Below are 14,706 nucleotides of genomic sequence, written 5' to 3'. Positions count from 1 at the left end.
TTAACACCTTATTAAAAAAAATAAAATCATAAGGTCTATTTTAGTATGCCATTTTTTAATACTAGTACTTGACTAATCGTAGGAAAGAGGATGGGACAATTAATTTGTCTCAGCCTCGCTTTTTTATTACTTTTTCTTTAATAAAGAAATAACGCCTAATGTTAAAATAGAGATACCAGTTATGACACTTGCACCAAACGCAATCTTTCCTTTATTTTTCCTATTAAAGATATCTAATAGCATTAAGTTAATATTTTGTGGTCTTTCGGCTAAACGTCTCATAAAGTAACCGAACCAGTCTTCCCCAAATGGAACGTACATACAGAAGTTATAGCCTTCGCTTGCTATTTGATATGCATAGTCTGTTCTGAAACCATATAACATTTGAAACTCATATGCATTATTATCAATATTATTGTCTTTTACAAATTGTTTTACATGATTAATTATGTGATGATCATGTGTTGCAATTGATGTAAAAGCTTTTGAAGTAAGCAATCTTTTCTCAATTAACTTAATATAGTTTTGATCGATTTCTTCTTTAGTTTGGTAAGCTATATGTGGACCTTCCTTATATGCACCTTTTACTAAACGTAATCTTACATCTGAGTATTTTTCCATAATATTCATTGCGTCGTATAAATAAGCTTGGATAACAGTACCAACATTTTTAAATTCACCTTTAAGTCTATCGACTATTTCAGTGATTCCGACTAAATCTTCATATTTTTCAGCGTCGATGTTAACGAAAGTATTACCGTATTCATGAGCTTTTAATAAAATTTCTCTCGTATTTTGATATGCAAACTCTCTATCTATATTAATACCTAATTGTGTTAGTTTAATTGAAACATGTGCTTCGATGTTTGCATTATAATTTCTTCTTATAATTTCAACAATGTTTTGTTGCGCTTGTAATGCTTCTTGGCGAGATGTTACGAATTCCCCTAAATTATCTAACGTACATGATATTCCCTTCATGTTTAATCTTTCAACTGTATCGATTGTTGAATCAATATCAACGCCCGCTACTACCTTGTTTGCACCTAGTGCAGGACCCATTTTCTTAGCTGATTCATTCATGAACTTATTGTTAGATAACGCAATAAAAAAATCTTTTACGACAGGCATAGCAAGTCCTCCTTAATTAAATATATTACTTTCATACATTTTATCATGGAAACAATAAAATAGTTAAGCGTTTACATTTTGAATATAATGTAAAATTATACAATTAATGAACTCTGACACAAAAAAAGAACGTCATTAAACGAAATTTCGGACTTTTAAGAAAATTTCCGTATAGTTGAAAAGATTGTTCAAATTTAAAATGTATTTTGAATGGAAATATGTATAAACAAAACTCAATAAAAGTGCATTCAAAAACGATATATTTAGAAATTCATCAAGTTATTAATAGGGGATAAAAAAAGAACTCCATTTATAGGAGTTTAGTGATTACTTATTTAACTCAGTATAAGAAGGTGAAATAGGTTCTGCAGCTATGCTCATTGCATGTGGGAGAAACGTAAATAAAAGTATTGCTATCATTATTTTTTTAAAGAAATGCATTTTATCATGCTCCTTTAAATAGTGTCGTTGATTACATTTTCAATATAACATCTATATATGAAGTAATTACTAAGTGAGTGTAAATTTTTAAAGGATTTCAATGTTAATTTAATGTTAAGAAAAGCGATAAATCTTTAAAGTATCTTAATAATAATGTAGGTATGAGCGTGATATAATTATATTATTAGAAATGACTATAAAGGAGTTATCGCTATGTTTAGGGATATGGCATTTTATATTTTCGGGAAACCATTAGACAGCTTCGTACAATTATTTATTTTTGAACCTATAGTTATAGGTATTATTGCAATATTGATTGCTATGATCACTAAAAAATCATGGACAGTATTTATCACAATCATTGCATTGAATATTATTGATAATTTCTTACTTGTTAATTATCAATTTGGTGGACAAGGAATTGGAACAATAATTTCACAAAATATTTTATTCTTCTTTGAAAAATTCTTCTCTATGTTCTATGAAATTTTAATTGCATATATTATCGTAAAATTACCAATAATGCATAGTAAATTTAAAATAGCTTAAAATAGAAAAAAGGATGGGGCAAATTAATTGTCCCATCCTTTTATTGTTCGGTGTTGATTATGAGGGTGTTGTAGATTAACTATCTAATTAATCTACAACTTTGCCGAACTCTTAGATTAACTTATGAATTAATCTACAACTTGGCCGATCTCTTAGATTAACTTCCGACTTAATCTACAACTTGGCTAAACTCTTAGATTTACTATCTAATTAATCTATATCTTATCTCATATTTTTTAAAATTATTTCTGCCCTATGCTGTTTTCATTTTATTCTTCTTTATATAGCTTAGCTTTATTTATATATGATTCGTTAATCCTTTTTAACTCATTGTAATCTTCTTCTGTTAATTCTCGTACCACTTTAGCTGGTCGTCCGAACGCTAAAGTGTGGGGTGGTATTTTTTTGCCTGGTGGTACGAGAGATCCAGCACCGATAAATGCGTATTCTCCAATTTCAGCGCCATCTAATATTGTGGAGTCCATTCCAATCAAAGCATTTTTACGTATGATACTAGAATGTAAAGTAACTTTATGACCAACTGTCACATTATCTTCTAGTATGAGTGGTTGATCTGGGCTTTGATGTAAGCAACATAAATCTTGTATATTGACACCTTTTCCTATAATCGTCGGTGCGACATCTCCTCTAATGACAGAATTGAACCATACTGAACTATTCTCACCAATTTTTATGTCGCCAATTAGTGTAGCATTTTCAGCTATATAACAACTTGGGTCTATAATTGGGGTTTTGCTATTAAAAGACTTAATCATTAAAGATTCTCCATTCTTTTGAAAAAATTTGTTATACTAAGTTTAACAAAAATGTAGCTATAAAGGTAAAAGGAGTAATATATTATGTGGAAATGGGAAACAGAAAAGGAAGCTAAAGGTATTGTTGTAATTGTACATAATATGCTTGAACATACAGGAAGATATGCATACGTAATTACTAAGCTACGTAGAGAAGGCTACCATGTTATTATGGGAGACCTAAGAGGGCAAGGCCAAACTTCGCGAGTACATAGAGGCCATGTTGATAATTTTGAAGAATATCATGAACAAGTTCTAGAATGGTTAACGATTGCAGAAGAATATCATTTACCTGTGTTTACACTTGGTGTAGGTTTAGGCGGACTGATTTTACTTAACTTGTTAGAAAAAGTAGATCTTAAAGTAGAAGGTGTACTGCTGATTTCACCGTTAGTTGCTTTCCAGCAAAATATATCTACTAGAAGAAACTTTTTAGCTTCCAGTTTCGGTACAGTCGCTAAAGATGCGAAATTTGATACAGGTATTAAAATAGAAAGTTTAACACGTAACAAAGAGGTTATTGATGATACAAATAAAGATGCTTTAATGTTAAATAAAGTAAGTTATCATTGGTATAAGACTATTCTAGAAACGATGAAAAGTACAATGGAGAACATTCATCACATTTCGCCAATTCCAACACTCATTATGTTAGGTACAGAAGATGAAATAGTTGATACAGATTCAATTAGAACAGTTGCTAAGACAATCAATACAAATGAACTTTATTTTAAAGCTTGGCATGGTTTATTTCATGAAGTGCATAATGAGCCAGAGCGTGAAAATGTAATGAAATATCTTATTTCATTTATGAATAATCGCATACATTATGTTGGTTTATTAATTGATGAAGAAGAGTGATCGCTATAAAAATTATTACAAAATGAGCTTAAACGCCTCTAAAATGGGTATATTGTAGATATAGAGAACGTTGGAGGTTGATTTTATGGCAGAAAAAGAAAATAATGTGAGTGACTTAATCCTTTTAGATGATATACAAAAAAATATTAATATAATATTTTATAAAATTGAAGAAAAGTTTGAAATTGAAAAAGAAGAATTTCTTACACTTATCATGTTATGGAATAATGGTTCTATGAGTCTTAAAGAATTAGATGATTATATTGACATAAAGCCTTATAAGAGAACAAGGCTTTATAATAATTTAGTTAAAAAAGGTTGGATTAAAAAAGTTCGTCCTGAAAATGACGAAAGAACTGTAATTGTTGAAGTGAATGAAGATTTTGCTGAGAAAAAAGCAGCGATTGTAGACTTTGCTTGTGAAGAAATAAAGAAAAGAAAAGATCATTTTGAAAAGCAATTTGAATCAATAGTGAATACATGTAACATATAAAAAAGCAAACCTGAAAATTCAGGTTTGCTTTTTTAGTTTCAATACTTATCTTTTTTCGATAGCAACTATATAAGGTGGGTTATTTTTTTGATTAATAAATTGATAATGAAGTACGTGAGCTGTTTTTTGATCTATATTACTTACATATGCTAACACTTCATTTGATTCAATTTGACCTTCTGGGTGACCTGGATAAACAACTAATACAATAATGCCATTTTTGTTAGTAATTTCAAAAAGGCTTTCAATTGCTTGTATTGTAGTTGAAGGGTTTGTTGTAATATTCTTGTCTCCTTTAGGTAAATAGCCTAAATTGAAAATGGTTGCGTCTATATTTTTATTGTATTCTTTTATAATAGAAGCGGCATTTTCATGTCCTGTTTGGTAATAATTAATATGATTAAATGATTTAGTTTTTTCTTTTGTACTATTTATTGCATTTTCTTGTATATCGAATGCATAGACTTCACCATTCGTAACTTGATTTGCGAGGAATAACGTGTCGTTACCATTACCACAAGTAGCATCTACTACGATACTATTCTCTGTGATATGAGAAGATATTAATTTTCTAGCAAAAGGAAGGATACCATCAACTATCATGATTTAATATGCTCCGTCTTTACAAATTTAGATCCTTGCATAGTTCCACGATCTTTTAATTCTTTATCGATAGCATTTAATACTTCCCATTTATTAACACTCCACATAGGTCCAACCATTAAGTCAATAGGTCCATCTCCAGTTATACGATGAATAATCATTTCTTCCGGTAAAATTTCTAATTGATCACAAACAAGTTGAGTATAGTTATCTTGAGTCATAAACTCAAGCATACCTTTTTCGTATTGCTTTACCATTGGTGTTCCTTTTAATAGATGTAGTAAATGAATTTTGATACCTTGAACATCCATCTGAGCAACTTCTTTAGCTGTTTCCATCATCATATCGTAATCTTCACCAGGTAAACCATTAATGATGTGCGTACAAATGTTAATATTGTGCTTTCTAAGCTTAGCAATACCTTCGTAGTAACACTTCATATCGTGAGCTCTATTAATTAAATCAGATGTTTCTTGATGTACGGTTTGTAAGCCTAGCTCAACCCATAAATAGGTTCTTTCATTTAGTTCTGCTAAATATTCAACAACATCGTCTGGTAAGCAATCTGGTCTTGTAGCGATAGAAAGACCAACTACATTTTCTTCTGCTAGGGCAGCTTCATATTTTTCTCTTAAAACTTCAACTGGTGCATGTGTATTGGTAAAAGCTTGAAAATAGGCTATGTATTTTCCTTCAGACCATTTTTCATGCATTTTGTCTTTTATTTCTTTAAATTGTACATGTATTGGTTCTGCTCTATTGCCAGCGAAATCACCACTACCAGCAGCTGAACAGAAAGTACAACCACCGTGCGCTACAGTGCCATCACGGTTTGGGCAATCAAATCCACCATCTATTGCAATTTTAAATATTTTTTCTCCAAATTTATTTCTTAAATGATAATTCCATGTATGATATCTCTTATTATCAAACGCAAAACGGAATTGTTCTGTCATTTTATTTCACATCCTGTTCTACAAACTTATCTAAAGCATTTTAACATATAATATTGAACTTTTGCAGAAAAAGGTTTAGACTATTCAAATTGACAAAATTAGAGAGGGAGGGTGAAATCTTTGAAAATGCCTAAAATTGTAAAAATGTTAATTATTGGTATGGCTATTAATATTACAGGATCCAGCTTTTTATGGCCGCTTAATACAATCTATATGAATGAAGAATTAGGGAAGAGTTTAAGTACTGCTGGAGTCGTATTAATGATTAATGCATTTGGTAGTGTTATCGGGAATTTATTAGGTGGGAGTTTATTTGATAAAATTGGCGGATTTCGCTCTATTATTTTTGCCTCTTTATTAAATATATTAAGTTTAGTAGGTTTGAATTTTTTAAATGATTGGCCATGGTATCCATTTTGGTTAGTAATATTAGGCTTCGGTGGTGGTATTATTGTTCCAGCCATTTATGCTATGGCCGCTGCAAGTTGGCCAAATGGTGGTCGTACAACATTTAATGCTATTTATCTAGCACAAAACTTAGGTGTTTCAATAGGGGCAGCTGCTGGCGGGTTTGTAGCTGATTTTAGCTTTAGTTATATATTTATGGCAAATTTATTATTATATGTTGTATTCATACTTATTGCGTTAAAATATTACAATATTGATTTAGAAGTTCATTTAAAAAATGATGAAGGTATTGCGAGTGTCGCGCAAGTAAAAGACAAAAGTAAATTCACGGCTCTTTTATTATTGTGTACAATGTTCAGCTTATGTTGGATTGGATACGTTCAATGGCAGACGACTATAGCAACGTATACACAAACAGTAGGTATATCTTTAAAACAGTATAGTTTGTTATGGACAATTAATGGCGTGTTAATCTTAGCTGGTCAACCTTTAATTGCACCATTCATAAATAGATTTAAAGAAAAAATAAAATTGCAAATGTTTATTGGGCTGACTATTTTTATTATAAGTTACTTAGTTACGAGTGTTGCAGAGCAATTTACAATGTTTATAGTAGGTATGGTTATACTAACGTTTGGTGAAATGTTTGTATGGCCTGCAGTTCCAGCTATAGCAAATCAATTAGCTCCAAAAGATAGAATGGGTGCTTATCAAGGCATTGTTAACGCATCTTCAACAGTGGGTAAAGCATTTGGGCCAGTTGTTGGTGGTGTTTTAGTCGATGTATTTGATATGAAAGTGATGTTCTATAGTATGATATTGCTTATTCTAATTGGTTATTACTTCTTATACATTTATGATAGAGGAATATCGAAACAAGATTCGACATAATTTTAAATAAAACTTGCAATATATAAAGAAATTGCATAATATTAGGGTGTATATAAGGCGTAGTAGCTTTAATGTGAATCTTTAGAGAGTCAGTGGTGCTGTGAACTGATGATATCCATTAAGTGAACTTATGAACTGTTAATTATTTATTAAAAGCAATCTTAAACCATATAAATGAAGTGCACTTTTTAGTGAATTCTGGGTGGTACCGCGGCATAATTATCCAAGTCGTCCCAACTGTTATTATGGTTGGGATGGCTTTTTTTATTTTATAGGAGGAGCAAATAAATGAATTATAATCATCAAGAAATTGAAAAGAAATGGCAAAATTTTTGGGAAGAGAATAAAACTTTTAAAGCTGACGATAATGTTGGTCAGAAAAAGTTCTATGCATTAGATATGTTTCCTTATCCATCTGGTGCTGGATTACATGTAGGTCATCCAGAAGGTTATACAGCTACTGATATAGTTTCAAGGTATAAAAGAATGCAAGGTTATAACGTGCTTCATCCTATGGGCTGGGATGCATTCGGATTACCAGCAGAACAATATGCTATTGATACAGGTAATGATCCTAAAGAATTTACAGCTAAAAATATTGCAACATTTAAACGTCAAATTCAAGAATTAGGCTTCTCATACGATTGGGATAGAGAAGTAAACACGACTGATCCTGAATATTATAAATGGACACAGTGGATTTTCATTCAATTATATAACAAAGGTTTAGCTTATGTGGACGAAGTAGCAGTTAACTGGTGTCCAGCTTTAGGAACTGTACTTTCTAATGAAGAAATAGTTGATGGTGTTTCTGAGCGTGGAGGACACCCTGTAGTACGTAAACCTATGAGACAATGGGTATTAAAAATCACAGAATATGCTGATCGTCTGTTAGAAGATTTAGAAGACGTGGATTGGCCAGAATCAATTAAAGAAATGCAAAGAAATTGGATTGGTAGATCTGAAGGTGCAGAATTAACTTTTAACATTGATAATACAGACTTATCATTTGATGTATTCACTACTAGACCTGATACAATTTATGGTGCAACATTTGCGGTACTATCTCCAGAACATCCATTAGTGGATCAAATTACCTCAGAAGACGAAAAAGAAGGAGTAGAAGCCTATAAACTAAGTGCATCTCGTAAATCTGATTTAGAGAGAACGGATTTAGCAAAAGATAAAAGTGGTGTATTTACAGGAGCGTTTACTACTAATCCATTCACTGGTAAGAAAATGCCAATTTGGATTGCAGATTATGTATTAATTAGTTACGGTACTGGTGCTGTAATGGCTGTCCCTGCTCATGATGAGAGAGATAATGAGTTCGCTGAAAAATTCAATTTAGACATCATTACTGTTTATAATGAAGATGGTAAAATGATTGATTCTGATGTGTTAAATGGTTTAACACAAGAGGAAGCGGTTCCGAAAGCAATTGAAATGTTAGAAGAAAAAGGCATCGGTCAGAAAAAAGTAAGCTATAAATTGAGAGACTGGTTATTTAGTAGACAACGTTATTGGGGAGAGCCTATTCCTGTAATACATTGGGAAGATGGTACGATGACAACAGTTCCAGAAGAAGAGCTACCATTAATTCTACCTGAAACAAATCAAGTTAAGCCATCAGGTACAGGTGAGTCGCCACTTGCAAACATTGATGAATTTATTAATGTAGTAGATCCTAAAACGGGTATGAAAGGTCGCCGTGAAACAAACACTATGCCACAATGGGCTGGTAGTTGTTGGTATTATTTAAGATATATCGATCCTCATAATGATTCACAACTTGCTGATCCAGAGAAATTGAAACATTGGCTGCCAGTAGATTTATATATTGGTGGGGTAGAACATGCAGTTCTTCATCTATTATATTCAAGATTCTGGCATAAAGTGCTTTATGATATTGGGGTAGTACCAACGAAAGAACCATTCCAAAAGTTATACAATCAAGGTATGATACTTGGTGAAGGTAATGAAAAAATGAGTAAATCAAAAGGGAACGTTGTAAATCCTGATGATATTGTTCTATCTCATGGTGCAGATACATTGCGTTTATATGAAATGTTTATGGGTCCACTTGATGCAGCAATTGCTTGGAGTGAAAATGGATTAGATGGTTCTCGTCGTTTCCTAGACAGAATTTGGCGTTTACTTGTTTCTGAAGAAGGGAACATAACGAGTAAGGTCGTAGAAGAACCTACTTCAGCATTAGATAAAGTTTATAATCAAACTGTTAAGAAAGTCACAGAAGACTTTGACACATTAAACTTTAATACTGCTATTAGCCAAATGATGGTATTTATTAATGAATGTTATAAACAAGATCATATCAACAAATCATATATTGAAGGATTTGTAAAAATGTTATCACCAATCGCACCACACATATCTGAAGAATTATGGCAAAAACTAGATCATACTGAAACAGTAACATATGAAGAATGGCCAACATTTGATGCATCTTTATTAGTCGATAATGAAGTGGAAATTGTAGTACAAGTAAATGGTAAGTTAAAAGATAAAATGAAAATATCTAAAGATTTAACTAAGGAAGAAATGGAAACAGTAGCTTTAGAAAATGATAAAATAAAAGAAGCTATAGAAGGTAAAACAATACGTAAAGTGATTGCAGTACCTCGAAAATTAGTTAATATCGTTGCAAATTAAATCATATAGGAGTGTTCTAGTTATGAAAGAAATTACAGTAACAGAATTAGCAGAAAAAATTACATCAAGTAATCCAATAAACATTATTGATGTAAGAGAAGACGACGAAGTAGCATTAGGTATGATTCCAGGAGCTAAACATATTCCAATGGGTGAAATATCAAATGAATTAAAACACTTCGATAAAGACCAAACATATTATATTGTATGTGCTGGTGGTGTCAGAAGCGCTAAAGTAGTAGAATACTTGAATGACCACGACATTGATGCAGTTAATATTGAAGGCGGCATGAATGAGTGGGGCGACGACGGTTTAGAAAATAAAAGAGTTTAAATATAATAAATGGAGTGGGACAGATTAATTGTCCCACTCCATTTTTATTATAATTAATTATTCATAAATTGATGCGTTATATCCAGCTACATAACCTGTAACTAATGCACTTGTAATATTATATCCACCTGTATAACCATGAATATCCAAAACTTCTCCTGAGAAAAATAAACCAGGACATAACTTAGATTGCATTGTATTAGGTTCAATTTCTTTAATGTTTATGCCACCACCAGTTACAAATGCTTTGTCGATAGGCAATGTTCCATTAACTGTAAAAGTAAAGGATTTAAGGTTTTGAACAAAAGTTCTAATGGCTTGTTGTGATAAATGATGATAAGTTACATCTATATCAATACTTGACTGTTCTAAAATAAAGTGTAAATATCTTTCTTGGACGAGTCCTTTTAATGCATTTTTTATCGCTTTGTTTGGCTCATCTTTTAATTTTTTTACAATTTGTTGTTCTAATTCATGTGCTTTTATTTCTGGAAATGCATCGATAGACATTTTAACTTCATTTTTCTTTTGTGATTTTTGTTCTTTATAAACGAACTGGCTACATCTTAAAGCAGCTGGTCCTGAAACACCAAAGTGAGTAAACAACATATCCATTTGATGTGTTATTCTAGGTTTGTCATTTTTCTTTAAAACGGAAAGACCGACATTTTGTAAACTTAATCCTTGCAGTGTTTTATTTTTAATAAAAGGCTCGCTAGATTTAATAGGAACTTCTGTAGGGAAGAGTTCAGTTATTGAATGTCCAAGGTTTTCAGCAAATTTGTAACCATCACCAGTAGAACCAGTGTGTGGGACGCTACATCCTCCTGATGCTATAATAACAGTACGTGAAGGGATGAAAGTTCCATCTTGTAATGTAACACCAGAAATTTGTTGATTTTCACTTTCTATTGATGATACTGTTGTCTCTTGACGTATTTCGACACCATTTTCTTTTATGGAATTTACAAGAGCTTCAACAACATCTTGGGCGCGATTAGAAACGGGGAACATTCGACCATGGTCTTCTTCTTTGAGATTTACTTCTCGAGATTCAAAGAAGTTAATGATAGATTCGTTATCAAAAGTAGAAAAAGGACTATATAAAAACTTTCCATTACCAGGAATGTTTTTTATAATTTCTTCATAAGGTAAACGGTTAGTCACGTTACATCTACCGCCACCTGATATACGAAGTTTACGTCCTAATCCTTTTTTCTTTTCGATTAATAAAACGCTGTTGCCTTTAGCACTTGCACTATATGCAGCCATTAAACCACTAGGTCCAGCGCCAATTATTATTGTATGATACATAAGTAACCTCCATAAGTATATGTAATAATATTTTAACGAATAATGAGTCTTAAAAAAAGTAGTAGAATAGAAATAAACCTGTTATTATTAAATTTAAAAGTAAATTAGATAGGGATGAAATTATGTCAGAAAGTAAAGCGCTAGTAAGGGGAACCTTCCTTCTTACTGCTAGTATTTTAATAACGAAAGTCATAGGTATACTTTATTTAATACCTTTTTATGCTATTATTGGCGATGAAAAAAATCTTGCACCATTTACATATGCTTATCAACCATACACAATCATGATAACAATCGCAACTGCTGGTGTTCCACTTGCAGCAGCAAAATATGTATCCAAATATAATGCACTTGGTGCTTATAAAGTGAGTAGAAAACTATATCAATCTAGTTTTATAGTTATGTCCATTTCAGGAGTTATTGGTTTTCTACTTTTATACTTCTTATCACCGACAATTGCTCAATTAACACTAGCAAATAATGGTGATTTAGAAGGCGGATGGCAAATAGATGACATTACAACTGTTATTAGAACGATCAGTTTTGTAGTATTATTTATACCATTGTTGGCCACTTGGAGAGGTATTTTTCAAGGTTTTAATTCTATGGGACCAACTGCTGTTTCTGAAGTTACAGAACAAGTTGCACGTATCGCTTTTATTTTAGGAGGAAGTTACCTCGTATTAAATGTGATGAACGGATCTGTTTTAATGGCCAACCAAGTTGCTACGTTTGCAGCTGGAATAGGTGCTGTTACTGCATTGTTAACATTGCTTTATTATTGGGTGAAAAGAAGACATTTAATTAAAGCTGAAGTTGAACAAGATATAAGTGATATTGATGTTTCTTATTTCAAAATTTACAAAGAAATCATTAAATATAGTATACCGTTTGTAATTGTAAGTTTATGCTTCCCAATTATTAATTTAATTGATCAGTTCACACATAATACTGGTTTAGCAATGGCTGGTGTAAACAGTGAATTACATGATATTTATTTTACTATGTTAAGTATGACTACAAATAAAATTGTTATGATCCCAACTTCATTAGCTGCTGGGTTTGCGGTAAGTTTAGTGCCTTTTATAACAAACACATATAATTCAGGTAGAATTGATGCTATGCATCATCAAATAAGAAAGTCATTAGGCGTATTACTTTATTTAACAGTACCTGCATCATTAGGGATTATGGTGCTTGCTCAACCATTATATAACGTGTTTTATAGCTATAGTCCAATGGGAACTGAAATATTATTCTGGTACGCGCCAGTTAGTATTTTAATCGCATTATTATCAGTTACAGCTTCAATGTTACAAGGAATCGATAAACAAGCTTTAACAGTATGGATAGTTATTGCTTCATTAATTATAAAAGCTATTATCAACTTGCCATTAATAATGGTATTCCATACATTAGGGGCAGTATTAGGTACTGCAATTGCTTTGCTTGTCGCAGTAATATTAAACTGTGTAGTCCTTTGGAAATATGCAGACTTTAAATTTAATATAACGATTTATCAAACATTAAGAATTACGTTCTATACAATTGTAATGGTGTTATTAGTGGAATTAAGCTATTTCATTGTTTCACTCTTTATAGATCCATCATCTAAATTAGGTGCATTAATCGTATTAATTGTAGGTGGTATTGTTGGTGTTATTGTATATGGTTATTTAACAATGCGCTCTCGTTTAGCAGACGAATTTTTAGGGGATATTACTTCTAAAATCAGACGTAAAATTAAGTGGGTGTAAATGATGAGATTAGATAAATTTTTAGCAAATGCAGGTATAGGAACTCGAAAAGAAGTGAAAAAATTTCTTAAGAAAAATTTAGTAAGTGTGAATGAAGAAATTGTTAAAAAGCCTGAAATGCATATCAATCCAGAAGAAGATGTTATAACTTTTGATGATATTCCTATTGAATATGAGCCAGTTGTTTATTTAATGATGAATAAACTAGCAGGTTATATATCAGCAACTGAGGATGATGAGCACGAAACGGTAATTGATATTGTTCCAGAATATATGCATTTAGATTTATTCCCTGTAGGCAGATTAGATAAAGATACTGAAGGATTGTTATTATTAACTAACGATGGCAAATTCTCACATCAATTAATGAGCCCAAAACACAAAGTTCCTAAAAAATATTATGTCGAAGTAGATGGACATATTAGTGAGAATGCAACAGAAATATTTAAAAAAGGTATTGATTTAGGAGACTTTACATCTTCACCAAGTGAATTAGAAATTATTGAGAATGATGAAAGTTCTAAAGCATTTGTTACCATATATGAAGGTAAATTCCATCAAGTTAAAAGAATGTTTCAATCAATAGGTTGTGAAGTTACTTATTTAAAACGAATACAAATTGCTGACTTAGAACTCGATGAATTATTAGAACTTGGTGAGTACAGACATTTGATGGAAGAAGATTTTAAACTTTTGAATTTATAGATTTAAATGTTTATAAACTTTAACTAAGGGTATTATAACTAGTATTAAATTAAATAGAGGTGGATACAAATGGCTAAAAAAGCAGGATTATTTAGAACATTAGTTGTATTAGGAGGAACTGCAGCAGCAGTTGTCTTATCAAAAAAAGAAAATAGAGATAAATTAAAAAACGAATATGGTAAATACAAAGAAGACCCAGATAATTACAAAGAAAATGCAAAACAAAAAGCAAATGACTTAAAAGGTAAAGCTCAAAATGAATATGGTAAATACAAAGAAGATCCAACAACTTACAAAGAATCTGCTAAAGTAAAAGCTAAAAATGAATTCCAAAAAGCAAAAGAAAATCCTAAAGGATATGCTTCTAATGCTAAAAATCGTCTTAAAAAAGATAATCAAGAACCAACAGATTTAAGTGAAGCTAAATTTGATGACGAGGGTGGAACAGCTAACGGTAATTTAAGAGTTGTTACAGAAGAAGACTTAAAAAATAATAAATAAGCAATTATAACTATTAGACCGTCAGTTTGACGGTCTAAAGAGGCTGGGACAAATTAATTGTCTCAGCCTTTTGTTATTCTATAGGCAATAGATGTCTGGGTGTGACACCAGACCCTTTTTTTATAAAGACAGTTATATAAGCATCTCTATTTATCATGTTAGCCTCGTCTTGCAATATTCAGCCTCTCTATTTATCATGTTAGCCTCGTCTTGCAATATTCAGCCTCCCTATTTATCATGATTGCCTTGTCTTGATAAATTCAGCCCGTCTATT

General features: G+C 31.5%; 14 protein-coding genes. 9 read left to right on the top strand and 5 right to left on the bottom strand.

Annotated features, from left to right (window positions below; all coding sequences use genetic code 11):
- Window positions 1-126: 126 nt before the first annotated feature.
- Window positions 127-1,131, bottom strand: a complete 1,005-nt coding sequence (locus CD129_RS00945; protein ID WP_115337310.1) for a proline dehydrogenase family protein — start codon at window positions 1,129-1,131, stop codon at window positions 127-129.
- A gap of 654 nt (window positions 1,132-1,785) precedes the next feature.
- On the opposite strand from CD129_RS00945, the gene CD129_RS00940 reads away from it, so the two are divergent.
- Window positions 1,786-2,121 carry a hypothetical protein gene (locus tag CD129_RS00940; RefSeq protein ID WP_107509646.1) on the top strand — a complete coding sequence of 112 codons (336 nt, stop codon included), beginning with the start codon at window positions 1,786-1,788 and terminating at the stop codon, window positions 2,119-2,121.
- A gap of 269 nt (window positions 2,122-2,390) precedes the next feature.
- Here the strand turns inward: CD129_RS00940 and CD129_RS00935 are convergent, their stop codons facing one another.
- On the bottom strand, window positions 2,391-2,897 hold the full coding sequence (locus CD129_RS00935; protein ID WP_115337311.1) for a gamma carbonic anhydrase: 507 nt from the start codon (window positions 2,895-2,897) through the stop codon (window positions 2,391-2,393).
- Between the two features lie 84 nt (window positions 2,898-2,981).
- Between CD129_RS00935 and CD129_RS00930 the strand changes: the two genes are divergently transcribed.
- Both CD129_RS00930 and CD129_RS00925 read left to right on the top strand, forming a co-directional pair.
- Window positions 2,982-3,797 (top strand): alpha/beta fold hydrolase, encoded by an 816-nt coding sequence (locus tag CD129_RS00930; RefSeq protein ID WP_078357570.1) that lies wholly within the window; start codon window positions 2,982-2,984, stop codon window positions 3,795-3,797.
- Window positions 3,798-3,882: 85 nt separating this feature from the next.
- Window positions 3,883-4,290, top strand: a complete 408-nt coding sequence (locus tag CD129_RS00925) for a transcriptional regulator, SarA/Rot family (protein WP_078357569.1) — start codon at window positions 3,883-3,885, stop codon at window positions 4,288-4,290.
- A gap of 45 nt (window positions 4,291-4,335) precedes the next feature.
- Here CD129_RS00925 and mnmM read toward each other — a convergent pair whose 3' ends face one another.
- Together mnmM and mnmL are read right to left on the bottom strand one after the other, a co-directional pair.
- On the bottom strand, window positions 4,336-4,893 hold the full coding sequence (gene mnmM, locus CD129_RS00920; protein WP_107509643.1) for a tRNA 5-(aminomethyl)-2-thiouridylate-methyltransferase MnmM: 558 nt from the start codon (window positions 4,891-4,893) through the stop codon (window positions 4,336-4,338).
- Window positions 4,890-5,849 (bottom strand): tRNA modification radical SAM protein MnmL/YtqA, encoded by a 960-nt coding sequence (gene mnmL / locus CD129_RS00915; protein ID WP_078357567.1) that lies wholly within the window; start codon window positions 5,847-5,849, stop codon window positions 4,890-4,892. The genes mnmM and mnmL overlap by 4 nt, the downstream gene beginning before the upstream one ends.
- Window positions 5,850-5,969: 120 nt before the next feature.
- Here mnmL and CD129_RS00910 point away from each other — a divergent pair, with 120 nt between their 5' ends.
- From CD129_RS00910 to CD129_RS00900, 3 genes are all read left to right on the top strand, one after another.
- Complete coding sequence (locus CD129_RS00910) at window positions 5,970-7,148, top strand: MDR family MFS transporter (protein ID WP_115337312.1); 1,179 nt, start codon at window positions 5,970-5,972, stop codon at window positions 7,146-7,148.
- Window positions 7,149-7,436: 288 nt separating this feature from the next.
- Window positions 7,437-9,821, top strand: coding sequence for a leucine--tRNA ligase (gene leuS / locus CD129_RS00905; protein WP_115337313.1), 2,385 nt, complete (start codon window positions 7,437-7,439; stop codon window positions 9,819-9,821).
- Window positions 9,822-9,843: 22 nt separating this feature from the next.
- Window positions 9,844-10,155, top strand: a complete 312-nt coding sequence (locus CD129_RS00900) for a rhodanese-like domain-containing protein (RefSeq protein ID WP_078357564.1) — start codon at window positions 9,844-9,846, stop codon at window positions 10,153-10,155.
- Window positions 10,156-10,212: 57 nt separating this feature from the next.
- Here the strand turns inward: CD129_RS00900 and CD129_RS00895 are convergent, their stop codons facing one another.
- Window positions 10,213-11,469 carry a BaiN/RdsA family NAD(P)/FAD-dependent oxidoreductase gene (locus tag CD129_RS00895; protein WP_115337314.1) on the bottom strand — a complete coding sequence of 419 codons (1,257 nt, stop codon included), beginning with the start codon at window positions 11,467-11,469 and terminating at the stop codon, window positions 10,213-10,215.
- 122 nt (window positions 11,470-11,591) lie between these two features.
- Here CD129_RS00895 and CD129_RS00890 point away from each other — a divergent pair, with 122 nt between their 5' ends.
- From CD129_RS00890 to CD129_RS00880, 3 genes are all read left to right on the top strand, one after another.
- A complete protein-coding gene (locus CD129_RS00890; RefSeq protein WP_078357562.1) occupies window positions 11,592-13,226 on the top strand; it encodes a putative polysaccharide biosynthesis protein in 1,635 nt (544 codons plus the stop codon).
- A gap of 3 nt (window positions 13,227-13,229) precedes the next feature.
- Window positions 13,230-13,931 carry a pseudouridine synthase gene (locus CD129_RS00885; protein WP_115337933.1) on the top strand — a complete coding sequence of 234 codons (702 nt, stop codon included), beginning with the start codon at window positions 13,230-13,232 and terminating at the stop codon, window positions 13,929-13,931.
- A gap of 69 nt (window positions 13,932-14,000) precedes the next feature.
- Window positions 14,001-14,432 (top strand): YtxH domain-containing protein, encoded by a 432-nt coding sequence (locus tag CD129_RS00880; RefSeq protein WP_078357561.1) that lies wholly within the window; start codon window positions 14,001-14,003, stop codon window positions 14,430-14,432.
- Window positions 14,433-14,706 lie beyond the last annotated feature (274 nt).

Origin of the sequence: Mammaliicoccus fleurettii (assembly GCF_003970575.1) — a bacterium.
Taxonomy (GTDB): domain Bacteria; phylum Bacillota; class Bacilli; order Staphylococcales; family Staphylococcaceae; genus Mammaliicoccus; species Mammaliicoccus fleurettii.
The sequence above is the reverse complement of the archived record's forward strand: the minus strand, read 5'-3'. Positions and strand labels throughout refer to the sequence as shown.